A 22,571-nucleotide genomic window follows, 5' to 3' on the forward strand; every position below is an offset into this window, starting at 1 on the left:
GGTCGTCGACCATGAAAGCAGGATTTCCCTTGATCAATCTCCAGCAGGACTCCGAAGGCTTCATCCGCATGAAGCGGCACTTTCCCGCCAGTGCCACAGTGACTGTCACGTTCAGCGACGGCTCCCAGGAGGAGGTCTCCGGCCGCCGGCTCAACGAGCTCTACGACGACGCCCTGGCCTTATACCGCGCCCAAAACCAGCTTGATGCCAAGGGTTTTTCCCGTGGTCCGCAGAAAAAGGTCCAAACCACCATCGAGTTTGTTCCCGTTCAGCCCGGCATGGGGCAGTAACCCGGGTCACTGCCCCCTCGAAGCTGACGGTGGCAAGCTGGTTCACCGAACGGGTCTGACCACCATCGCCGAACCCCCACCGCGCCGCACGGGCTCGGCAACCGCGGTCACGCGCTTGCCGGGCCCGAACTCGATGGCGGTCGCCGCACCAATCTCGGCTGCCGAGGTGAAGGCGTCACCTGCGGGGACCAACTTGTGACCGTAGGGTGCCAAGGCGTCTCCGTACTGTGTGATGAAGTCCGGTTCGGCGGTGACGTTGGGGGTGTTGCGCTGCGACGCACGCGGGGCCGCCAACGAGTCCAAAATACTCATGTCCAGGTCCACCCTGTTCAGGATGGTCTGCAGCACGGTGGTGATGATCGTCGATCCGCCGGGCGAACCGAGCGCCAGGAACGGCTTTTCGTCCTTGAGGATGATGGTGGGCGACATCGAGGACCGAGGGCGCTTGCCGGGTTCGATCCGGTTCGGGTCGGTGGGGACATAAACGGTAGAGAAGTCGGTGAGCTCGTTGTTGAGCAGGAACCCGCGGCCGGGAACCACCATCCCGGACCCGCCGGTCTGCTCGATCGTGAGGGTGTATTCGACCACGTTGCCCCACCTGTCAGCCACAGTCAGGTTGGTCGTGGAGATGTTTTCGGTGTCTTTCTCGTCCTCCACTGCGGCAGGCGCCAGCTTGCACACTCCGCTGTAGTTTGACGCGTTCCCGGCCGGCACCGGCTTTGTTGCCGCCGTCGTGGGGTCAATGGCGCACGCCCGTTCCTTCCCAAACAGCGGGTCGGTGAGGGCTTTGGTGGGGACGTTGACGAAAGCCGGGTCGCCCAGGTACTTGGCACGGTCCGCGAAAGCGAGTGCGCTCGCTTCAAGGTAGTGATGCAACGCGTCCGGCGCGGTCATCTCACGGAGGTTGAAAGGCGCCAGGATATTCAAGGCTTCGCCGACTGTGGTGCCACCGCTGCTGGACGGCGCCATGCCGTAAACGTCGTAGCCGCGGTACTCAACATGCGTGGGCTCCCGGTCCAGAGTCCGGTATGCGGCGAGATCCGCCGTCGTCAAGTGGCCGGCCGGAACAGGCAGCGTGGTGGTGTCGCTCTTGGGCGGTGACTGGACCGTGGCGGCGATCTCCGCCGCGAGCGGTCCGCCGTAGAAGGCAGCCGTTCCCTCCTTCGCGAGGAGCCGGTACGTCTTAGCGAGGTCCTGGTTGTGGAGAATACTGCCGACGACGGGAGCGTCACCGCCGGGAAGGAACAGACTCGCCGTGGCGGGGAAGGCCGAGAACCGGACCTTATTGTCGAGTGTCTGCTGGCGGAAGGTCTCGTCCACCGCGAATCCACGGTTGGCCACCTTGATGGCGGGCTTGAGGGCGTCGCCAAGGTCCAGCGTTCCCCACCGTTCCAAGGCCCGTTCCCACGTGGCTGGTGTTCCGGGGACGCCTACGGAGACGCCACTGGTCACCAGTTCGGGGGTAAACCGGTATGGGCTGCCGGCCGGGTTCGCAGGCGTGATGGTGGCCGGGTCGATGAACGCGTCCGTCGGCATCGTTGCCGGCGCCGTTTCGCGGCCATCGATGGTTCCCACTTTGCCGGTCTTCGCGTCGTAGAACACGAAGTATCCGCCCCCGCCGATGCCGGCGCTGTAGGGCTCGGTCACACCCAGGGTCGCGGCCGCGGCGACCGCCGCATCTGCGGCATTACCGCCGTTCCGGAGGACCTCGATCGCGGCAGCGGACGCCTCCGGGTCAACGGTGCTCACCGCCCCGCCGTACCCGGTGGCCGAAGGGATCCTGTCCGTCGGACGGGGGTCTGCAAACGCGGGACTGGTCACCGCCCCACCCGTTACGCTCAAGGCCAGGACAGCCGTCACAGCTGCCAATCGACGTCGCACACTAGGCATGATCTCTCCCGGGTCAGGGTGTTGCGCAAGGTGGGTTTGCGCCACGATACTCCGCCGGGTAGGGACTCTCAAAGCTCCATTTTTTTGTGCCAGTGCCAGTGCCAGTGCCAGTGCCATGGGCACGGGCCATGGCTTCAGGCCGGTGTGACGGCTTCGGTGGTTGCTGCGTCGGCCGGCGAGCGCCGCCGCCGGCTGGCCAGCAGGAACGGCACGGCGAACAGTTCAATGACACCGCTGATGGCCAGCGAGGTGGGATAGCCGTACACGTCCGCTGCCCGGCCCATGAGCGGCTGCACCACGATTCCACCGCTGGATCCCATCAGCGAATCGAAGCTGAGCAGTGTTGCCCGCTGTCTTGAGTCGATCATGTCGTTCAAATACGCCTGCCGTACCGGGGTGCCCGCCGCGGAGACGAGCGCCCAGAGCACCAGCAGCAGCAGGGCCACCCAGAACACGCGCGTTATGCCGAGCGCCACCAGGATCAAGGCGCCCATGATGCTGCTCACCACAAGCACGGTGGTGCGTTTGCGGACCAGGCGGCGGACCATCGGTGCCAGCCATCCGCCCACCACCTGCGCCCCGGCCACAATGCCCGCGGCGAGTCCGGCGACGGAGTAGGCGTGCGGGTCGCCGAAGAGCTCCAGCAGGTAGGGCTGCAAGGCGTAGAAAACATAAATCCCGACACCGGCGCTGAACGGCGCGGCCAACATGATGTACCGGACGGGCGGGTTTTTCAGGCCGTTGTCGATGGAGGCAGACAGCACGTCCCGGCTCGCCTTGAGCGGATGGGGAGAACGCTCCGGGGTGAAACCCACATCACGCATCAGCCAGAATGCCACCCCGAACATGGCCAGCAGCACGCCCACACGCAGCAAAAACGGTACGCCCAGATCCGTGGCCTGGGCAATCACGCCGCCGGCCGTCGAACCCACAAGCATCGCGACGCCCGAGACCATCAGTGCCCGCCCGAACACTGCTTCCAGCTCACCGTCGTAGCCGGAGAAGCGCAACGCATCCACCAGCCAGGCCTCCACGGCCCCGGAGAAGAACGTGAAGCCCAGGCCCAGCAGGACGGACACCAACGCCCAGGCCCAGAATGGAGCGGACAACTGCCAGAGCAGGTAGTACAGGTAGGTCGAGGCCGCCAGCGTCACCGTACCGAGCAGGAAGGACACCCGCCGACCCCATCCGTCCGCGATGACCCCGGTGGGCACTTCGAAGAGGACCATGCCGGCCGTGAAGAAGGCGTTGGCCGCGAAGGCTTCGAGGTTGCTCAGCCCGGCATCCAACAGAAAAAGCGTATTGATTCCCCAGATGAAGGAGGCCGCAAGAGTATTGCCCAGCGTTAGGGTGAGATAGATGCGCTGGATCTTCCGCGCGGCGGCGTTCATGACGTGGCGCTCATGAACCGCTGGGTACCGGGTCATGCCGGAGGTACCGGCGACGGAACCGGCCGGTCCCGGCAGTCAGCGCACGAAGTTCCACGGCGTACTTCAGCAGTTCCTGGTCAGGGACTTCCGCGCTGATCTCGGTCAGCTCGCTACCGGACGTGGCCGTACCCGTGAGCCTGCCGCGGCGTGCCGAGAGGTCACTCATCACGGCACCCACGTGCGCCTCGGACACTGTGATACTGACCGAGGAAACCGGCTCGAGCAGCTGGATGCGGCCGGCCGCGGCGGCCTCCCGGAGCGCCAGCGCGCCGGCTGCCTGGAAGGCGGCGTCGGAAGAGTCAACGCTGTGGGCCTTCCCGCCCACCAGGGTGACGCGCAGGTCCACCACGGGGAACCCGGCGGCCAACCCTTTCTGCATCTGCGCCCTTACCCCTTTCTCCACCGAGGAGATAAACGTTCCGGGGATTACCCCACCCACCGTTTTGTCGACGAATTCGAACCCGCCGCCACGGTCCAGCGGCTCCACGTCGATGTCGCAGACGGCATACTGCCCGTGTCCTCCGGATTGTTTGACGTGCCGGCCGTGGCCCGTTGCCGGGGCGGCGAACGTTTCCCGCAGCGGCGTCACCACGCCAACAGTGTGCAGTTTCACGCCCTGGTCGCGCAGCCTGTCCAGCACCACCTCGGCATGCGCCTCCCCCATGCACCAGAGGATCAGCTGGTGTGTTTCCGCGTTCCGCTCCACACTCAGGGTGGGATCGCCGGCGGCAACCTTCGCCAGGCTCCGGGCCAGCGCATCCTCGTCACTGCGAGAGTCCGCCTCGATCGCCACCGGCATCAGCGGCTCCGGCATCTCCCAGGTGACCAGCAGCAGCGGCTGGTCCTTGGCCGAGATGGTGTCCCCGGTTTCGGCGCTCCCCAGTTTCGCCACCGCGCAGATGTCGCCGGCCACACACTGCGCCACAGGACGAAGGTTGGGACCCAGCGGCGAATACAGGTGGGTGAGGCGCTCGTCGGTGTCATGGTCCTGATGGCCGCGGTCCGCGAGCCCGTGCCCGCCGACGTGCACGGGCGTGTCAGCACGCAACGTGCCGGAAAAGACCCGTGTCAGGCAGACCCTGCCCAGGAACGGATCAATGGTGGTGCGGACCACCTCAGCCGCCAGCGGCCCGTCCGGGTCACAGGCCAGGGCCGCCGAGGGAGCGCCCGCCAGGTCAGTCACCGCCGGGAGGCCGCCCTCCACCGGCGACGGGAAGCCCCTGGTCAGGATTTCCAGCACTTCCGCCGTGCCGAGCCCGGTGACAGCCGAGGTTGGCAGGACCGGAAAGAAGGAACCACGGGCGACGGCGGTTTCCAGGTCCGCGATGAGGACATCAGTATCGACGTCCTCACCACCCAGATACCGGTCCATGAGGGTTTCGTCCTCGCTTTCGGCGATAATCCCCTCGATGAGCCGGCCGCGGGCGCCGCCCTCAGAACCCGCGCGCTCGCCGGCGTCAGCGTCCCGGGGACCGGCGTCCGCATCGCCGGCGGAGTAGTCCGAGACCGTGCCCGTCAGCAATCCCAGCAGCCCGGTGGTTTCGCCGCCGGACCTGACGGGGACGTACAGCGGGAGCACCGATTCGCCGAACGCCTGCTGGCAGGCGGCCAGGACGCCGTCGTAATCTGCCCTGGGGTGGTCAAGGCGGGAGATGACCACGGCCCGCGGCGTGCCGAGGCGTTCGCATTCGCCCCAGAGCGCCGTAGTGGTGGCGTCGATACCGTGCACGCCGGAGACAACAAAGAGGGCCGAGTCCGCAGCCCGCAGGCCCGCCCGGAGTTCGCCGATAAAGTCCGGATACCCCGGGGTATCCAGCAGGTTGACCTTAATGCCGTTGATGAGCAGCGGAACCAGGGAGAGCGTGACCGACCGCTGCTGCCGCACTGCTGACGGGTCGGAGTCGCTCACGGTGGTGCCGTCCGCGATGGAGCCTTTGCGCGTAATCATGCCGTGGGCAGCCAGTAACGCTTCGACAAGCAGGGTTTTGCCGGCGCCCGAATGCCCCACCAGCGCCACGTTGCGCACCTGCTTGGAATCCGTTGCCGCGATGCCGTTAGTAGCATCAGCCCGGCGCACTTCCGGCCCTCCACGCCCCGGTGTCCGCGCTGTTTCCTTTGCGCCTTTCACTGACATGGGAACCTCCTGGCATCTTTGCCATGCACCGGGCCGAATCGTGTTCTTTGATTCGACACCCTGGCGGGCGCAAGGGCAAGAGCAACCCCCGGGTCGGGGTGGCCGCAGCGGAGGATAATGGCAGCCAGACCCACGAGTCCGTGCCACTGTGAGAGGGAGCCATGCAGCCTGTTCCGCGCATCACAGTGGAGGTTCCCGTCCTGGCGGTGGGATCAGCCCCCTCCGACTACGAGGCCCTGGGCAGCTATGTCAACGCCCTGCGCAGGCCGCAAGGGCTGCACCTGACGCTGCTGCATATAGGCATCCTGGCGGATTTTGCGCAGGACGTCGCGGACTGGACCAAGGGGATCACCCCGGCCGGTGATGCCGTCCGGCATACAACGGGCTGGTTGCAGGGCCTGCCCGTTCTGGACGGGTTTGCGGGCACCTCGGCACAACTGATTGTGCTGGGTGGCGGCGGCATCTCCGGATTCGAAGTGGACGTACCCGGTCGGGTGCACGACTACCGGGTGTCCTTGGTGCAGGGCCTGCATGACCTCCTGGACCGCCTCCTCGTGGACAATGTGGACGACTTCATCCTTAGCTCACCGTCGCTGGGCTACCGGTACCCGCACTGGGTGCCCCACGTCGCCGTCGGCCGCCCCTTGTCGCGGGAACACGGGCCGCGGACGATTGCCCCGCTGAACGTCGTTTTTGGCCCGTCGCGGATCAGGAACGGCCGGTTCCTCCCGGCCCCTGCCTGAGCAGCAAGCGCGTCGGAGCATGGCGGCGCTGTTCCAGGCCCGCCACCGCATGGCGTATCGGCCCCCAGCCAGCGGGTGGCCGAAGTTCTTTCGCCGGGTTCCTCGGGACAGGTCCGCGGGGACCCTTAAATGTCAGTGCCTCGCAAGATGATGTGAGTATGAAGGGGACAACCGCAGTGGAGGCGTTCGAGGCCATCAAGGCTTCTGTCGCTGCGCTTGCTCTGGTGATCCCTGGCGCAGATCCTAAGGGTCAAGGGGAACCGGATGCGCTGCGGCAGCAGTCTGACGGCTGGTTGGACACGCTCGCGGAGGCTACCCGGCTGCAAGCTGCCACGGCTGCCCTGGTAGTCCACGCCGCCGCCGGGTTCGCTGACACTACGCAGGCGGTGGCCTCCCCGAATGCGCAGCCACAGGGCCTCATCGCGCAGGACATGGCCGTGGTCTCCGAGGTCGCATACGTCCTGACGGTCAGCGAACGGACGGCCGGTGCGCTTCTGTCCGAGGCCCACGAACTGACAACCACCCTCCCGCTGACGCTGGCCGCCCTGCAGGATGGGAACATTTCGTGGCAGCATGCCCGGGCCATGGTCGAGGAAACCGCGAACTTGGACCCCGACGGCGCCGCCGCCTTGGAAGCCCACTTTCTGGACCCCGACGCGAACCCTGCACAGGGCTGCCCCGCCGGGGAACTCGTGCCATCCCGGTTCCGGTACAAAGCCCGGACCTGGCGCGAACGCCACCACCCGGACAGCATCGAAAAACGCCACATCAAAAGCGCCCTGGACCGCCGGCTGGAGTTCGCCCCGGACCGGGACGGCATGGCCTGGCTGAGCGCGTACCTCCCCGCGGACCAGGCGGCCGGGATCTGGGACCGCACCACCACCGCGGCCTGCGCCCTCCAAGGACCCCATGAGGACCGGAACCTGAGCCAAATCCGCGCCGACGTGGCCGCCAAGTGGCTCCTTGGCGGCACGGCGGAGCACGTGCCGCCACCGTCGGCGCAGGTGCTCGTGACCGTGCCGGTGTTCGCCCTCATGGGCCTCACCGACGAACCCGCAATGCTCGATGGGTACGGCCCCATCCCGGCGTCGATGGCCAGTCGTCTGATGGCCGAAAGTTCCTCGTCGTTCCACCGTGTCTTGACTGATCCCCGCAACGGGGCGCCGCTGGAGATCGGACGGACCAGCTACCGCATCCCCGTCAGCATGCGGCACTGGCTCCGTCTGCGGGACGGGAAATGCCCGTTCCCCGGCTGCAGCAACCAGTCTCTGGACAATGAGGCCGACCACCTCCTCGCCTGGGCCGACGGCGGCACCACCGGCATCATTAACCTCGGGCAGCCATGCCCCAAGCATCACAGGCTGAAACACGCCAGCGGCTGGACACCCACTGGGGCGACCACCGACAAGCCACCCGGTTGGATTTCACCGACAGGCCGTCAGTACGCCAGCGAACAACAGGACTGGGAACCACCCGATTGGCCACCCGAAATCCTGAACCAACTATGGCACCGGGAACTTGGCCCGGCCGTGCCCGAAGACATCCTGCCCGGCGAACCTCCGCCTGTGGATCTGTGCCCGGTAGATCCCTTGCCGGAGTGGAGCTGGCTACAGGCACCGGTCGACGAGCCGTGGCCGGAGTGGAGCATCCCCCAGCCGGTCTAGCAGGGCGAATGCGCAGTGACCGTTATTGTCGGTCAAGCGCGTCAAGCAGCCGTTTGACCGAGCCTCCAAGGTTCCATTCGAGGGCGAGACGCTCCAGTTCGGCGCGCGATTCGCCGTCGACCGGGTGCAGCTGTGCTCCCGCTTCCTCGAGGGTGGGAAGATTGAGGTCGCGCACGATTTTCACAACCGTTGGCGCGACCGTAAGGTAGTCGGCGGCAGCGGCCAGCTTGGACTGCACGGACGCGGATACCCCGCCTCCCCCGTCAGCTGCTGCAGCGAGCAAGTTCTCCAGCGTGCCGTACTCGCCCAGGAGCGACGCGGCGGTCTTCTCACCGATGCCGGCAACGCCCGGCAGCCCGTCGGAGGCGTCGCCGCGCAGGGTCGCGTAATCGGCATATTGTTCGGGCAGCACGCGGTACTTCCCGACGACGACCGCGTCCGTCACGACTTCGAGGTTCCTCATGCCCCGCGCCGTGTAGATCACCCGCACCTGACGGTCATCGTTGACGGTCTGGAAAAGATCACGATCCCCGGTGACCACATCGACGGGTAGGTCCGCGTGGCTTGCATAGGTGCCGACGACGTCGTCGGCCTCGTGTTCAGTAGCCCCCACGATGGCGATGCCGGCGAGTTCAAGGACGCGGCGGATCATCGGAAGCTGCGCCTCAAGCGCGTCCGGGACCACCTCAATGTCGGGGGCATCCGTTACACGTTCGGCGACCCGGTGCGACTTGTAGGTTGGGATGAGGTCCACGCGCCACTGTGGACGCCAGTCGTCGTCCCAGCAGGCAATCAGATGCGTGGCCCCGTAATCCGTGGTGAGGCGGGCGATCATGTCCAGGAGGCCGCGAACCGCGTTCACCGGCGTTCCGTCAGCACGGCGGATCGTGTCCGGCAAGCCATAAAAGGCGCGAAAGTACAGGGACGCAGTATCAAGCAGCATCAGGCGGTGTGGCATACCTGATCCTGACACGGAAGCAGCTGCGCGGCTATCGGCAGAGCCCCGTGCAGCATCGCCGTGCAGCCAAGACAGGGCAAGGAACGCGCAACTCCCTCACCGCCGCAGGAGCATCGCGGTGCCTGCACAAACGGTGAGGACCAACACTGCTGACTCCCCACGCCTCCCGACCGTTTGGTCCAGCAAGTTGCTTTTATCCCGACGGCTGCCCGGTCCGTGCCTGCCGTCAGGGAGAATAGTCATCATGACCCTTACGACATTCGCCCTGATCCGTCATGGCCAGACAGACTGGAATGCGCAGCGTCGGCTGCAGGGGGCCACCGACATTCCGCTGAACGACGTCGGTCGTGGCCAGGCGCGCGACGCCGTTGGTGTCCTGTCTGGCTATGAGTGGGACGCGATCGTGTCCTCGCCGCTTAGCCGTGCCGCGGAAACGGCCAAGATGATAGCAGACGGGTTGGGGCTGAGCGTTACCCGGCATATTCCGTCGCTCGCCGAACGCAGCTTCGGACAGGCCGAGGGCCTGCAGGCCGGCCTCGAGCTGGAGGCTATGCGCATACCCGGCGGTTACCGCGGCGCCGAAACCGAGGATGACGCGGCCGCTCGCGGGTTGGGGGCGCTGGAAGCACTGGCCCATGAATTCTCCGGCCGACGCGTCCTGGTGGTAGCCCACGGCACGCTCCTTCGGGTCAGCCTCAACCTCGCTATCGGCCGCACCCTGCACAGGATCGACAACGCGGTGCTGAATCTGGCCCACCACCATGTCACCGAGGGCTGGCACCTCGAATACTTCAACGGTAAACGCATGGTGGCTGCAGCCCAGGGCTGAGAACCCAGGCGTCCGCCTTAACCTCGCAGGTTTGGGGATCGCCAGAGGTCCTGGACCGACACTACAGCGCTGCCCCGGAGCGCCGCGAGCTCCTTCAGGAGTTCGCCGGCAGGATTGAGCCGGCCACTGAAGTCCGAGATTCTTTTGGCCTGGAGGCATTGATCGGCCTCTACGAAAGCCGAAAGGGTTGTCCAGATTCCGCTCCATGGATTCAAGGTTGGCGCGCATCCGCTCCAAGAGCCGCTTCGGTAATCCTCGTCGCGGCCAGCTGAACGGCCTGCACTTCCAGGCCGCTCCGTAGTGGCCGGCCTTCTCATCCAGCAACACGGCCTTTTCGGCCTCGAGGGCCTGGCGCGTGATGTTCCTCGGCGTGGCACTTCCGGCGATCATCATCGGGATCATCGCCTGGTTCTACCTCGCTGACTCCCCCGCGCCCGGCCAAATGGTTGACTGCCGAGGAAAAGACCTGGCTGACCGGCGCTCTGGAGACCGAAAAGAAGGCGACCACCGCCAGCGACGAGCACGCCAGCGTTCGCACCGGCGAAGTGGGCGGCAAGACCGTGGCCGAGCTCGGCGGACGCTACGCCGAAGTGGGCCATGCCGAACGCCGCCGGATCTTCGGCGAGGATGACACGGTCATCGGGCTGAAGACGGCCGCCGCCTGCCGCAACGGCCTCACGCCCATCCTGTGCGTGGGCGAGCTTCACGCCGGTTCGCCGGGAGAGGCTGTCGCGCAATGCTCCGCGGAAATTGACAGCCGCGTCATCTATGGCGGCAGCGCCGGACCGGGGCTGATCAGCTACGCCTTCTTCTGGCAGCTCTCGGACAAGGTCGCCGAACCGCTCAGCATCCACCAGGCACTGGAGCGGACTGCGGAACTTGGTGTGGACCTGTTCCAGGTCTGCGACTACGCCCCGCTGGAAACCATAACGGACTCCGAGCTCGTTGCCGTCTGGGCCACCGAGGACCGGCTGGGCATCTCCCTGGAGCTCGGCACCAAGGGCATCCGCGTGGAGCACCTGCGGAAATTCCTGCACATGGCCCGGGATCCTGGGCTCGCACCTGCGGACCATGTTCAACGTCCCGGGCCACACCCCGACGGCAGGGGAAGCCGTGGCGATCTTCAAAAAGGTCCCGCCCGATTTCGAAGCCGCCGGGGTAAAGATCGCGGTGGAAACCTATGAACAGATGCCCACCCCCCGGATCCTGGACGTGATCCGCGGCGTGGACAGCCCTTATCTCGGCATCTGCAGCGACCCGACCAACACCGTCGCGGCCCTGGAGATGCCGAGCGAGGTGATTGACGCCGTCGCGCCTTACGTCCTGAACATGCACGTTAAGGACTTCGCGTTCAGCCGCAAGGACGGCTGGGTCGGGTTCACCTATGCCGGCGCACCGCTCGGCGAAGACCTGCTCGACTACGACTACATGGTCACCAAGTTCCAACCCCACCAAAGAAATATCAACCTGGTCATCGAACACTGGCTGCCGTGGCAGGACTCCGAGGCCGATACTATCCGCCTCGAAAACCAGTGGACCAAACACAGCATCGAATTCCTAAGGAGCAAGTGAAATGTGAGCAGCAAAATGGGAATGCGCGTTTCCCGGAACCTCCAGAATAGCGCCCACACCGTCTTCTACAGCGAGAACTCCCGCGCCGGCCAGGAGCGCCTCCGCGCCGAAGGCCGGGACATCACCTCCACTGAGGATGCCGTCAAGAACGCCGACGTGGTCATCCTCGCCGTCCCGGACACCGTCCTCGGCATCGTCTCCAAAGGCGTACTCCCCCAGCTGAAGGCTGGCGCGATACTGCTCACTGTGGACCCCGCCGCCGCCTACGCCGGACTGCTGGCAAAGCGCGACGAAGTTGTCCAGGCGGTTGCGCACCCCTGCCACCCCTCCGTCACCGTGAAGCAGCTCGCCATCCTCGAGCCCACCATGGTTGAGACCGTTGCCTGCATGATCGGCACCCTACTCAACGAGGCGCTGCACGAGACCGTCCACACCGCCGGCGTTCCCGAAGAAGCGGCCAAGGCCATGCTGTTCGGCCACGTGCAGATCACCCTGACCAACGCCCTCCGTGGTTCCAACCCAATCTCTGAGGCGTGCGAAATCGCCGTCCAGTACGGCAAGGACACCATCATCAAGGACGACTGGAAGAAGATCTTCGACGACTCCGAGCTGGACGGCATCAACGCCAAAATGCTCAAGCTGGACGCCGTCAAACGCCAATTCCCCACTTGATAGCCCGGTGCGTGGCAGTTGCCGCGCACCGGGCTATTCGTGTTTGCAGCTGAATCTCCAAGCTGGTAAGGGAATTCATTGACAGAAAGTGATCGATAACTAACAACAGTGCCCACGGGTGAACGACGGCGGGAGAGACCGCCGTCGTTCACCCGCTGTTGCGCCTCCTACAGTCCGCGGGCGGGCGCGCTCAGCACGTCGTCGATCCTGCCCATGACACTGTCCGTGACGTCCTCGATCCCGCCCATCCCGTCCACCTCGGCAAGGATCCCGCGGCCGGCATACCTGGCCACCACGGCCTCCGTCTGCTGGTGGTAAAGGGCCAGCCGGTGACGGATGACGCTCTCGTTGTCATCGCTCCGCCCAGTTTCCCTGGCCCGGCCCAAAAGGCGGGAGACCAGTTCCTCGTCAACCGCGGTCAGCTGCAGGACCACTCCGAGTTTGTGTTCGCCGGCAGCGAGGATTCCGTCGAGGTAGTCCACCTGCGCCACCGTGCGAGGGTAGCCGTCCAGCAGAAATCCCTCCTTGGCGTCGTCCTGGCTGAGCCGGTTGCGCACCATCTCATTCGTGACGCTGTCCGGAACGAAGTCTCCGTTATCCATGTACTTCCGGGCCTCTAAACCCAGCGGCGTTCCGCCTTTGACGTTGGCACGGAAGATATCGCCGGTTGAAATGGCCACAACGCCGAGGCGCTCCGAAATCCGTTCCGCCTGCGTCCCCTTGCCCGAGCCGGGCGGACCCATAATCAGCATTCTCGTCATTCAATACTCCTTGCTGCCTATGTGGACGTCTTCGTCCTGGCCCGATGCTACTGATCCGGAGGTTGCGGCCGGGCTGCATCGGCGCCTGACAGCAGAGTACGACGGTGGAGGAGCCCCGCCGTCGTACTCTGCGTCTATGTGCTTTTACCGGTAGCAGTGGTGCAGCGAGCGGGCCCCGGCCCCGCCTACGGGTGCCCTATCTGATAGCCACTGCCCAGGACCACCCACACGGCCTCGCCAGCCTTAGCGTCGGATATTTCACTTTTTCACAAGCCACCCCCATAAGGTCCGCACTCCAGAATCCGGGGTCCAATTTCAGCGTCATCGCTTTGTCGAAACCCGACAAAATCCCGCTCCGAACTGAGAACTAGCGTTTGTTCCGAGGCAATATCCGCAGCTAAGCACCCCCAAAAAGGACTATTGATGACGATTCAGCCAGACCTCAAGGCCAACCCCGGCACTATCCTCGAAACCGCCAGGACACAGGTCCTGGCAAAGGGAATCGGCCTCTCCGAAAGCCAGCTGGTGGAAATCCTGAGGCTGCCGGACCGGGATCTGCCGGCCGCCCTGCAGCTCGCCCACGAGGTCCGTCTGCGGCACTGCGGGGAGGACGTCGAGGTGGAGGGCATCATTTCCATCAAGACCGGCGGCTGCCCCGAAGACTGCCATTTCTGTAGCCAGTCCGGCCTGTTCGACTCCCCCGTCCGCGGCGTCTGGCTGGACATCCCCGAGCTGGTCAAGGCCGCGAAAGAGACCGCTGCGACGGGAGCCACCGAATTCTGCATCGTCGCCGCCGTCCGCGGTCCGGACATCAAGCTCATGAACCAGATCAAGTTCGCCATCGACAGGATCAACGAAGCAGTGGACATCAACATCGCCTGCTCATTGGGCATGCTGACCCAGCACCAGGTGGACCAGCTCGCCGCATGGGGCGTCCACCGCTACAACCACAACCTGGAAACCGCGCGCAGCTACTTCCCCGAGGTCGTCACCACGCACAGCTACGAGGAGCGCCTGGACACCTGCAACATGGTCAAGGCCGCAGGCATGGAACTGTGCTGCGGCGCCCTGATCGGCATGGGCGAATCCCTGGAACAGCGAGCGGAACTCGCAGCCCAGCTCGCGGCCCTGGAACCCCACGAAGTCCCGCTGAACTTCCTCAATCCCCGTCCCGGAACCCCGCTGGAAGACCAAGGCATCATGGATGGCAAGGACGCCCTCCGCGCCATCGCCGCGTTCCGGCTGGCGATGCCCCGCACCGTGCTCCGCTACGCCGGCGGACGCGAGCTGACCCTCGGCGACCTCGGCACCCGCCAAGGCCTCATGGGCGGCATCAACGCCGTCATCGTCGGCAACTACTTGACCACGCTGGGCCGCCCGGCAGACGCCGACCTGAACCTGCTCGTCGAGCTGAACATGCCCATCAAGGAACTTCAGAAGACATTATGATCCCCAACCGATCCTCAGGCCCGACTGGATCAACCACCGGCTCCACCGCTACGTTCTGTGGGCACTGCGGCGTACCGTCCGACGGCGGCGACAGCCCGGCGTCGGACGTTCACCACCGCTGCGGCGAACGCCTCGCAATGGAACCGCCGCGCTACTGCGCCGCCTGCCGGCGACGCATGAAAGTCCAGGTGACGCCGCTGGGCTGGACCGCCGAATGCTCCCGCCACGGAGTGCTCGCACCATGAGTGGCGAACGCCATCCTCGGCATCCGACTTCAGGTTGAAGAGCTGATCAGCCACGGTCTGGTAGGGGTCTGGCCGAGCTGGTCGTTGAACTCCTGCGCGTCCCGGTAGTACTCGAGCATGGAGAGCCGGGACGCGGCCGCCGGGTCCAGGAGGACCACGGCCCTCCGGTGAAGCTGCAGCACCGACGCCGGACAGTTGGCGCTGACCGGGCCCTCCACCATCGCCTGGACGGCGGCGGCCTTGTTCTCCCCCGTCGCCACGAGGACGGCCAGCTTCGCCTCGCGGATGGTCCCCAGCCCCTGGGTCAGGCACAGCCGCGGTACGCTGCCGTCCGGGAAGAACCGGGCGTTGTCAGTGCGGGTAGCCCCCGCCAGAGTCTTCACCCGGGTCCGCGAGGCAAGTGACGACGTCGGTTCGTTGAACCCGATGTGGCCGTTCGCGCCGATGCCCAGGATCTGGATGTCCACTCCCCCGGCCGCCGCAATCGCTGCATCGTAGCGTTCTGCCTCGGCAACGAGGTCCGCCGCGTCGCCCTGCGGGGTGAAAAGCTGCTCCAGGGGCAGGCCGACCTGGTCTACGAACTCGCGCCGGATGGTGGAGTAGTACGACTGCCCATGTTCCTTTGGCAGTCCTGCGTACTCGTCGAGCGTGAAGCCGGTGACTTGGCCGAAGCTGAGCTGTTCCTCGTGGTGCCGCCGGATGAGCTCCTGGTAGGTGGAACTCGGGGAGCCTCCGGTGGCCAGGCCCAGGACCGCCGGACCCCTCCGCACCCTGGCCTCAATGATGTCTGCCGCCCGGGCTCCTACGTGATCGACGGACTCACACAGAACTATCTGCACGGTCTTTCCTTTCCTGCGTTTGTGATGTGCCGGCACGGTAGGCCTGCACGAGGTCAAGTTTGTCGGTGGCCACCAGTATGTCCGCGCGATATCCCGCGGCGATGGCGCCAACCCTGGTGGGGCCCCGGTCAAGGCCCATCAGCCGGGCCGGCGTGGACGAAGCCCCAGCCACGGCGTCGGCGAGCGGAATCCCCCATTCGACGCAGCGGCGCACGTTTTCCAGCAGGAAACTCGTGGCCCCGGCGATCGCTCCGGTTTCCTCCCCTTCCCCGGATTGGGTCCTGCCCGCCGGCGCCAGCCGCGCCACCCGGTCCTGGACCAGCACGTCCAGGCTGCCGAGGGTGTAGTGCCCATCTGACATTCCGGCCGCCGCCATCGCATCCGTGATGAGGGCAACGGAGCGGGGACCCACGAGGTTGAAAACCATCCGGACGATTTCCGGGTCGAGGTGAACACCGTCGGCAATCAACTCAAGCACCATGTGCCCAGGTGACTGCTCGGCGGCCTGAAGCATCACCGCGACGGGCCCGGCAGCCCGGTGGCCCAGCGAAGGCATCCGGTTGAACAGGTGCGTGGCCGACCACTGGCGGTCACCACCACCAGCACCGCCAGCAGCGCCCAGGACTTCCCGGGTGCGGGATGCCGTAGCGGCGGTGTGCCCAAGGGAAGGCACAACGCCGTGTTCCCGGCAGAGCTGCACCAGCTCAGCAAAGTACGGGGTTTCGGGGGCCAGGGTCAGTGACCGCACGGTCCCGCGCCCCGTTTCAAGCCACTGCTTCAGGACCGCCGGATCGCCGTCGATGATGGCTGCAGGGTCCTGGGCCCCGCACATGCTCTTGGTGATGAACGGCCCTTCCAGGTGCAAGCCGGCCAGGGCGCCGTCTGCCACCACGTCCCGCAGCGCCGCGATCTGCTCCAGCAGCACGTGCGACGGCGCCGAAACGAGCGAGGCGAGTACCGACGTCGTGCCTTCCGAGGCGTGATGGGCGGCGGCCAGCCTGGCCCCGTCAGCGTCCGCGGAAAAGGTGTGCCCCACGGCACCGTGGCAGTGCACGTCCACGAGCCCGGGCAGGATCAGCGGCACCAGCCGGACCTCGGCGTCGAGTCCTGCCGGCAGGTCCGACGTCGGGCCGCACCACTGGATGGATCCCCCGGCCATCACTACGGTGCCGTCGTCAATCTCTGCGTCGCCTGGGTGGCCGGTAACGAGGCGGCCCCGCAGCGCCACCACGCCGTCGTCCCCGCCGCTCCGGGCCGACAAAAGCTCAGCTTGCATCGGCCTTGGCCATGGAGCCGTTCTCGTCGGTTTCATCTTCGCGGCCCATGGTGCGCAGGTTCCAGCGGCGGATCACAAAGCGGAACACCACGTAGTAGATGGCGGCGTAGACCAGCCCGATCGGGATCAGCCAGAGCGGGTTCTGTGCGATGCCGAAGTTCAGGACGTAATCGATGGCCCCGGCGGAGAAGCCAAACCCGTGGTGGATGCCCAGGAAGTTGACCAGCATCATGGACGTTCCGGTCAGGAAGGCGTGCACGATGTACAGCGGCCAGGCCACGAACATAAAGGAGAATTCGAGTGGTTCGGTGATGCCCGTGAGGAAGGCGGTGAGGCCGGTGGAGAGCATCACGCCGCCCACGATCTTCCGCTGCGACGGCTTGGCTTCCTGCCAGATGGCCAGGGCGGCGGCGGGCAGGGCGAACATCATGATGGGGAAGAAGCCGGTCATAAAGACGCCGGCGGTAGGGTCCCCGGCGAAGAACCGGTTCAGGTCACCGTGGGCGCCGTTGTAGTCACCAAGGATGAACCACACGACGGAGTTCAGGATGTGGTGCAGTCCCAGCGGGATCAGCAGCCGGTTGAGGGTGCCGTAGACCCCGCTGCCCACCACGGTGTTGTCCGCCACTGCGTTGCCGACGGCGGTCAGTCCGGTGTTGAAATACGGGTAGATCACGGACAGGAGCACGCCGATCACAATCGCGGCGAAGGACGTCAGGATGGGCACCAGCCGGCGGCCGGCGAAGAAGCCCAGCCAGTCCGGCAGGGTGGTGCGGTGAAAGCGCTGCCAGAGCAGCGCCGTCGTCAGGCCCATCACGATGCCGGCCAGCACACCGTAGTTGATGACGGGATCTTTCCCGCCGTCCGGGGCCGCGCCCATCACCAGAGGCGCCATGACCTTGAAGACGTTGGTCAGGACCAGGTACCCGACGACGGCGGCGAGGGCCGTGGATCCGTCACCCTTCTTGGCGAATCCGAAGGAGATACCGACGGCGAAGAGCAGCGGCAGGTTCTCGAACAGGGCGCCACCGGCGGCACCGATGACCTGGGCGACGGTGGTCAGGGATTCGAACCTGCCCAACAGGTCGTCCTGGCCCAGACGGAGCAGGAGCGCGGCGGCGGGGAGGGCGGCGATGGGCAGCATGAGGCTTCGGCCGAAGCGCTGCATGTTCTGCAGGGCCTTGCCGCTGCCCTTGGCCTTTTCCGGCGCCGCGGCGCCGGCTGTGGGATTTTCCGTGGTCATGATGTTCCTCGTCTCGAAGAGGGTGGTGCTTGTGCGGGGATGCTTGATTCAGTAGAGTCTAGCTAACTGGTTATAACCAGTGACAACCATCACTGTGAAGGGCGCTGGCCACAGTTGTCAACCTCAAGCTCCAAATTGGCTTCCGGAACCACCGCCCCTCACCGCTTACCAACACAGGGAGTAAACATGACCAAAGCAGAAATCATCCTCGCCGCCCTTGGCGGCGCCGGGAACGTCGAAGAGATCGAAGGGTGCATCACCCGCCTGCGCACCGAAGTGGTGGACGCCGGCCGCGTGGACGAGGCCGCCCTCAAGGCCGCCGGCGCCCACGGCGTGATGATGTCCGGCACAGTGGTCCAAGTAGTGGTGGGCCCGGAAGCCGAGAGCCTCGCCGAAGACATTCAGGACCTGATGTGAGCCGTTCTGACGTGACCGCACCTGAATTGAGCACGGAAACAACCGCTCAAATTATCAGCGTGGCCTCGCCGCTGCCTGGCAGGCTCATCCCGCTGAGCGAAGTGCCGGACCCGGTGTTCGCCAAAGGGCTCGTGGGCGGCGGCGCAGCCGTTATCCCTGATGACGACGCCGGCGTGATCACCGCTGTGGCCCCCCTTGACGGCAAGGTGGTCAAGGTCATGCCGCACGCCTACATCGTCCAGCACGCGTCCGGGCCCGCCGTGCTGGTGCACGTCGGAATCGACACCGTACGCCTAAAGGGCGAGGGCTTCACGGTGATCGCGCAGAAGGGCGACCAGGTCCGCGCCGGCGATCCCATGATCACCGTGGACGTTACCCTGGTCCGATCAAAGGACCTGAGCATGTGCAGTCCCGTGGTGATCCTGGACAGCGCGGCGGACGCCATCGAAGCGCCGGCATCCGGCTGGCGCGTGGAAGCGGGCGCGCGCCTGTTCGATCTTCCCGGAAAATAGGAGACATGGATACGGCAGGGGAACTGAAACACGTCTGGCTCAGAAGGCAACTCCAGGACCTGGTGTCCAGCACACTGCGGCCCGGCGATGCCCTGCTGGGCGAACGGCAGCTGGAGGAGCAGTTCGGGGTTTCGCGGATTACAGTCCGCCGGGCCATCACGGATCTGGTCCAGGACGGGGCGCTGGTTCGGATCAAGGGGAAAGGGACCTTCGTTTCGCACGGGCTGGTCCGTTCCACCCTGCACCTGGCTTCCTTCAACGAGGACATGCGGCAGGCAGGCTTCGTGCCCAGTACACGGGTCATCAACGTGTCCACGGCAGTGCCCCCTGCGGCGGCCGCCGAGCACCTGGGGCTGGCTCCGGAACAGCTTGCCTACCGGGTCCGGCGGCTCCGCCTGGCCAACGGCGCACCAGTCAGCGTCGATGAGTCGTGGCTGCCGCCGGACCTGCTGCCGGACCTGCTCTCGTCAGATCTGACGGGGTCCCTGTACCGGGCTTTGGGAGCCGCCGGGCACCCGGTCCAACAGGCAGAGCAGACCGTAGGGGCCGCTGCAGCGTCAGTGGAATCGGCTGCCCTGCTGGACATCGCGCCGGGAGCACCCGTCCTGCTCTTCAAGCGCCGTTCCTTCACCGGGACCGAGGAACCGGGCACTCCCATTGAGTACGCCATCTCCACGTACCGCTCGGACCGGTACCAGGTCTCGATGCGCCTGGCACTGGGCTGACCCGGCGTCACCCTGGGTGATCGTGCAGGTCGGCGCCACCACAGTCATCGAAGTGATTCTTCCGCGCTGGTGAGAACAGGAGCGGCGCCGTCACCAACCGCCACGCGTAGGCGTATGTCCCTTTCGGGCCGCGTCGGGCATAGCCATCTCGGCCCGCAGGCCCAGGAGCCGGATCGGACGGCCCGCTTCGATTCCGGCTGCGAGGTCCAATGCCCGCGCGAGGATTTCGTTCCGGTCGAATGTCTCGGGTATCTTCTTCGCGTGGGTCTTGGTGACGAACGGTGCGTACCGTACCTTCAGGGTCAGCCCCACAACGGGCCGCTCTTCGGCCACAACGTCCTCAAAGACACGCGCTGTAAGCTCCCGCACGGCCTCGTCCACCTGGGCGGGCTCGGTCAGGTCCCGCTGGAAGGTAGTCTCGCGGCTATGCCCGCGGGCAACCCACGGGGTATCGTCCACAACGCTGGCGCCGTCCCCGCGCCCGAGCTCCGCGTACCACGGACCCATCCTGGGGCCGAACTCCGGGACCAGGTCCTGCGGGTCGCACGCGGCGAGCTCGGCAACTGTGTTGATGCCGAGCTTGGCCAGCCGGCCCGACACTTTGGTTCCGACGCCCCACAGGTCCTTGGTGGGCCGGCTACCCATGACGTCGAGCCAGTTCCCGGCGGTAAGACGGAAGACACCGGCCGGCTTGCCGAAACCGGTGGCGACCTTGGCCCGGAGCAACGTGTCGCCAATACCCACGCTGCAATGCAGCTGCGTTCGCTCCAGGACAGCTGCCTGCACCTGCCGGGCGTAGGCTTCCGGATCCTCCGCCTCAGTGCCTACAAAGGCTTCATCCCAACCCAGCACCTGCACGGTGGCGCCGGACAGCGCGCGCAGGGTAGCCATCACCGTTTCAGACGCCGCGAGGTAGGCCTCATGATCGACGGGCAGGATCACAGCGTCGGGCACTTTCCGGGCCGCAACGCGCAAGGGCATCCCGGAACCCACACCGAACGCCCTGGCTTCATAGGATGCAGTCGACACCACCGCCCGTTCCGTGGGATCGCCCCGACCGCCCACAATGATGGGCTTGCCCGCAAGCTCCGGCCGCCGCAGCACTTCGACCGCCGCGATGAACTGGTCAAGATCGACGTGCAGCACCCACCGGATTCCGCTCACGCCACCAGTCTGCCCTAAACATCCCCGGCAGGCATCGACTCTCCATCGAGACGGCGGAAACCGCACTCGGGATGCTGCCGGGCGCGCAAGTCAGCTGATCAGTACTCGCCCTTAATCACGAAGTAGGAACCGCGGATAACGCCTGCCAGCTTTGATTTCTGGCGGGCAAACGTGAAACGTGATGCCAGTTCCTCCGAAATCTCCATGCCTTCAGCCAGTTTGAATCCGACCGCTCGCTTTTCGCCGTCCTCGACCGCGATCGCCCTCGCAACGGTCCTCGCGTTCGTGCAGGCATGGGAATTCCTGACTCAGAGGGTGCCGGGGCCGCCGCCCTGATGGCGCGGCGGCCCCGGCAGGATATGACGAGAAGGTCCGCAGCTACATTCCGGGAATCTGCTGGCCCTCGTGGACCTCGATTTCGCTGCCCGGCATATTCAGGTGCGGGTGTTGCTTGGCGAGTTCCAGGGCTGCCTCGGAAGTCTCGGCTTCGATGAGGCTATATCCGGAGACCTCGAGCTGGCTCGGCGCTGTGGCTCCACCCGGCGAAACGCGGACGCCGTTGGCCAAAGGGGTTCCGAAGTCGATCAGCCCTTCGCCCACTTTGGCACCCCATGCGTTCCACTCCCCCATAGCGGCTTCCATGTCTTCCGGCGCCGGCGGCGCGGCCTCGGCGGGTGTCATCGGAGAGTGATAGATGAAGAGAAACTTGGACATTTTCGTTCCTTCCTTCGTGGTTATTGTTCTTGTTGTTGCGGGGCGAAACGGTCAGACGGCGACAGTCCGGCCGGTAAACGCAATGAGGCGTTCAAGGCTGCCGGCGGTCTCCGCGACAGGCTGGGCCGGCGCAAAACTGCCGCCGGAGCGGACCTGCTCGGAGATAGTCACCAGGGCCAGGCCCTCCACGTAGTCCGTGACGACGTCGGACACGGCCAGGTGCTGGCCGCTTGCCTTCGCGAAGTCCCACGCATGGACCAACAGCTCGAGGTTCAGGATGCTGGCCACCATTGGGGCGGGAAGTTTGGCGAAGCCCATGTCGATGGTGCCATCAAGGCCGCGGCGGGCGAACGCTTCCAGCGTGGGCTGCGCAAGTTCGGCGATGCGGACCTCGGGAGCCGCATCGACGCGGTCCGTGGCGTCCGCACCCAGTGCCGAGGCGATGTTCTTCAGGGAGCCGCCCAGGTGCTCAAGGAGTTCATGGGCAGTGAAGTCCTCGCACGGCGTCGGCTTCTCGCGGTCTTCCGGTGTGAGCTGGCGCAGGACACCCAGGAGGACTGCCAGCGACGCATCGGCGGCGATGAGGTGGTCGATGGGGTCCGGGGCAGCGGACCATTCGTCCGGGCCTGCACCGGCATCCGACGACGTCTCCGCGACCAGACGTCCCAGGTAGTGGTTCCAGCCTTCGGCGTGTGCCGTGGACTGCTCAGGCGTGAGGCCCTCATGCACCAGGCGCAACGACGTGCCGCCGTCGACCGGCTCCAGCGTGATGGTGACCGTGGACGCGCCGGGCGGCAGGTCCGTGCCGGACTCCCAGCCCCAGGTGAACACGATGCGCTTGCCCGGCTCGATTTCCTGGAACGTCCCGGCCGCGTGGTGTCCCGGGATGATGGTCCAGCGGTATTCGCCGCCTACGCGAAGGTCCACACGGGCGGCCACCGTCTTCCAGCGGCGCAGGCGTTCTGGCTGCGTGATCAGGGCGAAAGCTTCGTCGGCGTCGACGGGCAGGTGGATGGTTTTGTCGAAGCTCATAAGAGCGGTCCT

Annotated in this window: 22 protein-coding genes and 1 pseudogene; 11 read left to right on the plus strand and 12 right to left on the minus strand. The window is 65.8% G+C overall.

Annotated features, from left to right (window positions below; genetic code table 11):
- Positions 1 to 29: 29 nt before the first annotated feature.
- Positions 30 to 290 (plus strand): hypothetical protein, encoded by a 261-nt coding sequence (locus ACQCSV_RS11010; RefSeq protein WP_193342937.1) that lies wholly within the window; start codon positions 30 to 32, stop codon positions 288 to 290.
- Between the two features lie 42 nt (positions 291 to 332).
- On the opposite strand, the gene ggt is transcribed toward ACQCSV_RS11010, so the two are convergent.
- The 3 genes from ggt to ACQCSV_RS11025 all read right to left on the minus strand — a co-directional run bounded on the left by ggt (position 333) and on the right by ACQCSV_RS11025 (position 5,744).
- A complete protein-coding gene (gene ggt, locus ACQCSV_RS11015; RefSeq protein ID WP_354155876.1) occupies positions 333 to 2,180 on the minus strand; it encodes a gamma-glutamyltransferase in 1,848 nt (615 codons plus the stop codon).
- A gap of 134 nt (positions 2,181 to 2,314) precedes the next feature.
- Positions 2,315 to 3,571: an MFS transporter gene (locus tag ACQCSV_RS11020; RefSeq protein ID WP_354155899.1), complete on the minus strand. Its 1,257-nt coding sequence runs from the start codon at positions 3,569 to 3,571 to the stop codon at positions 2,315 to 2,317.
- A gap of 10 nt (positions 3,572 to 3,581) precedes the next feature.
- Complete coding sequence (locus tag ACQCSV_RS11025) at positions 3,582 to 5,744, minus strand: elongation factor G-like protein EF-G2 (protein ID WP_354155877.1); 2,163 nt, start codon at positions 5,742 to 5,744, stop codon at positions 3,582 to 3,584.
- A gap of 161 nt (positions 5,745 to 5,905) precedes the next feature.
- Between ACQCSV_RS11025 and ACQCSV_RS11030 the strand changes: the two genes are divergently transcribed.
- The gene (locus ACQCSV_RS11030; RefSeq protein ID WP_354155878.1) at positions 5,906 to 6,487 is read left to right on the plus strand and encodes a hypothetical protein; all 582 of its coding nucleotides are present in this window, start codon (positions 5,906 to 5,908) and stop codon (positions 6,485 to 6,487) included.
- Positions 6,488 to 6,645: 158 nt separating this feature from the next.
- Positions 6,646 to 8,151 carry a DUF222 domain-containing protein gene (locus ACQCSV_RS11035; protein ID WP_354155879.1) on the plus strand — a complete coding sequence of 502 codons (1,506 nt, stop codon included), beginning with the start codon at positions 6,646 to 6,648 and terminating at the stop codon, positions 8,149 to 8,151.
- A gap of 22 nt (positions 8,152 to 8,173) precedes the next feature.
- On the opposite strand, the gene ACQCSV_RS11040 is transcribed toward ACQCSV_RS11035, so the two are convergent.
- The gene (locus ACQCSV_RS11040) at positions 8,174 to 9,109 is read right to left on the minus strand and encodes a 5'-3' exonuclease (RefSeq protein WP_354155880.1); all 936 of its coding nucleotides are present in this window, start codon (positions 9,107 to 9,109) and stop codon (positions 8,174 to 8,176) included.
- 244 nt (positions 9,110 to 9,353) lie between these two features.
- Here ACQCSV_RS11040 and ACQCSV_RS11045 point away from each other — a divergent pair, with 244 nt between their 5' ends.
- The 4 genes from ACQCSV_RS11045 (at position 9,354) to ACQCSV_RS11060 (ending at position 12,182) form a co-directional block, all read left to right on the plus strand.
- Positions 9,354 to 9,938, plus strand: coding sequence for a histidine phosphatase family protein (locus ACQCSV_RS11045; RefSeq protein ID WP_426938408.1), 585 nt, complete (start codon positions 9,354 to 9,356; stop codon positions 9,936 to 9,938).
- A gap of 446 nt (positions 9,939 to 10,384) precedes the next feature.
- The gene (locus ACQCSV_RS11050; protein WP_354155882.1) at positions 10,385 to 11,122 is read left to right on the plus strand and encodes a triose-phosphate isomerase; all 738 of its coding nucleotides are present in this window, start codon (positions 10,385 to 10,387) and stop codon (positions 11,120 to 11,122) included.
- Positions 11,052 to 11,510 (plus strand): sugar phosphate isomerase/epimerase family protein, encoded by a 459-nt coding sequence (locus ACQCSV_RS11055; protein WP_426938409.1) that lies wholly within the window; start codon positions 11,052 to 11,054, stop codon positions 11,508 to 11,510. The genes ACQCSV_RS11050 and ACQCSV_RS11055 overlap by 71 nt, the downstream gene beginning before the upstream one ends.
- A gap of 15 nt (positions 11,511 to 11,525) precedes the next feature.
- The gene (locus ACQCSV_RS11060; RefSeq protein WP_354155900.1) at positions 11,526 to 12,182 is read left to right on the plus strand and encodes a phosphogluconate dehydrogenase C-terminal domain-containing protein; all 657 of its coding nucleotides are present in this window, start codon (positions 11,526 to 11,528) and stop codon (positions 12,180 to 12,182) included.
- A gap of 167 nt (positions 12,183 to 12,349) precedes the next feature.
- Here ACQCSV_RS11060 and ACQCSV_RS11065 read toward each other — a convergent pair whose 3' ends face one another.
- Positions 12,350 to 12,943: an adenylate kinase gene (locus ACQCSV_RS11065; protein WP_426938410.1), complete on the minus strand. Its 594-nt coding sequence runs from the start codon at positions 12,941 to 12,943 to the stop codon at positions 12,350 to 12,352.
- Positions 12,944 to 13,366: 423 nt separating this feature from the next.
- Here ACQCSV_RS11065 and bioB point away from each other — a divergent pair, with 423 nt between their 5' ends.
- Positions 13,367 to 14,392, plus strand: coding sequence for a biotin synthase BioB (gene bioB / locus ACQCSV_RS11070; protein ID WP_354155884.1), 1,026 nt, complete (start codon positions 13,367 to 13,369; stop codon positions 14,390 to 14,392).
- 274 nt (positions 14,393 to 14,666) lie between these two features.
- Here bioB and nagB read toward each other — a convergent pair whose 3' ends face one another.
- Genes nagB through ACQCSV_RS11085 form a run of 3 tightly spaced genes read right to left on the minus strand, consistent with a single transcriptional unit; the run spans position 14,667 to position 17,995 of the window.
- On the minus strand, positions 14,667 to 15,476 hold the full coding sequence (gene nagB / locus ACQCSV_RS11075; RefSeq protein ID WP_354155885.1) for a glucosamine-6-phosphate deaminase: 810 nt from the start codon (positions 15,474 to 15,476) through the stop codon (positions 14,667 to 14,669).
- Positions 15,457 to 16,752: an amidohydrolase family protein gene (locus tag ACQCSV_RS11080; RefSeq protein WP_354155886.1), complete on the minus strand. Its 1,296-nt coding sequence runs from the start codon at positions 16,750 to 16,752 to the stop codon at positions 15,457 to 15,459. Before ACQCSV_RS11080 ends, nagB begins: the two co-directional genes overlap by 20 nt.
- Positions 16,742 to 17,995: a PTS transporter subunit EIIC gene (locus tag ACQCSV_RS11085; protein WP_354155887.1), complete on the minus strand. Its 1,254-nt coding sequence runs from the start codon at positions 17,993 to 17,995 to the stop codon at positions 16,742 to 16,744. The genes ACQCSV_RS11080 and ACQCSV_RS11085 overlap by 11 nt, the downstream gene beginning before the upstream one ends.
- A 186-nt stretch (positions 17,996 to 18,181) precedes the next feature.
- Here ACQCSV_RS11085 and ACQCSV_RS11090 point away from each other — a divergent pair, with 186 nt between their 5' ends.
- From ACQCSV_RS11090 to ACQCSV_RS11100, 3 genes are read left to right on the plus strand one after another with little or no spacing between them, the layout of a single operon-like run.
- Positions 18,182 to 18,412, plus strand: coding sequence for a PTS glucose/sucrose transporter subunit IIB (locus tag ACQCSV_RS11090; RefSeq protein ID WP_354155888.1), 231 nt, complete (start codon positions 18,182 to 18,184; stop codon positions 18,410 to 18,412).
- Positions 18,409 to 18,924 (plus strand): PTS sugar transporter subunit IIA, encoded by a 516-nt coding sequence (locus tag ACQCSV_RS11095; RefSeq protein ID WP_426938411.1) that lies wholly within the window; start codon positions 18,409 to 18,411, stop codon positions 18,922 to 18,924. The genes ACQCSV_RS11090 and ACQCSV_RS11095 overlap by 4 nt, the downstream gene beginning before the upstream one ends.
- Before the next feature lie 5 nt (positions 18,925 to 18,929).
- Entirely contained in the window at positions 18,930 to 19,649 is a 720-nt protein-coding gene (locus ACQCSV_RS11100; RefSeq protein ID WP_354155890.1) for a GntR family transcriptional regulator, read from the plus strand.
- A 90-nt stretch (positions 19,650 to 19,739) separates the two neighbouring features.
- Here the strand turns inward: ACQCSV_RS11100 and ACQCSV_RS11105 are convergent, their stop codons facing one another.
- From ACQCSV_RS11105 to ACQCSV_RS11120, 4 genes and pseudogenes are all read right to left on the minus strand, one after another.
- The gene (locus tag ACQCSV_RS11105) at positions 19,740 to 20,795 is read right to left on the minus strand and encodes a DNA polymerase IV (RefSeq protein WP_354155902.1); all 1,056 of its coding nucleotides are present in this window, start codon (positions 20,793 to 20,795) and stop codon (positions 19,740 to 19,742) included.
- Between the two features lie 116 nt (positions 20,796 to 20,911).
- Positions 20,912 to 21,067 (minus strand): annotated as a pseudogene (locus ACQCSV_RS11110) (phage tail protein); the annotation flags it as partial.
- Positions 21,068 to 21,191: 124 nt separating this feature from the next.
- A complete protein-coding gene (locus ACQCSV_RS11115) occupies positions 21,192 to 21,527 on the minus strand; it encodes a hypothetical protein (protein ID WP_354155891.1) in 336 nt (111 codons plus the stop codon).
- A 51-nt stretch (positions 21,528 to 21,578) separates the two neighbouring features.
- Entirely contained in the window at positions 21,579 to 22,559 is a 981-nt protein-coding gene (locus ACQCSV_RS11120; RefSeq protein WP_354155892.1) for a TIGR03086 family metal-binding protein, read from the minus strand.
- Positions 22,560 to 22,571 lie beyond the last annotated feature (12 nt).

The organism is Pseudarthrobacter sp. S3 (genome assembly GCF_050156905.1).
Taxonomy (GTDB): domain Bacteria; phylum Actinomycetota; class Actinomycetes; order Actinomycetales; family Micrococcaceae; genus Arthrobacter.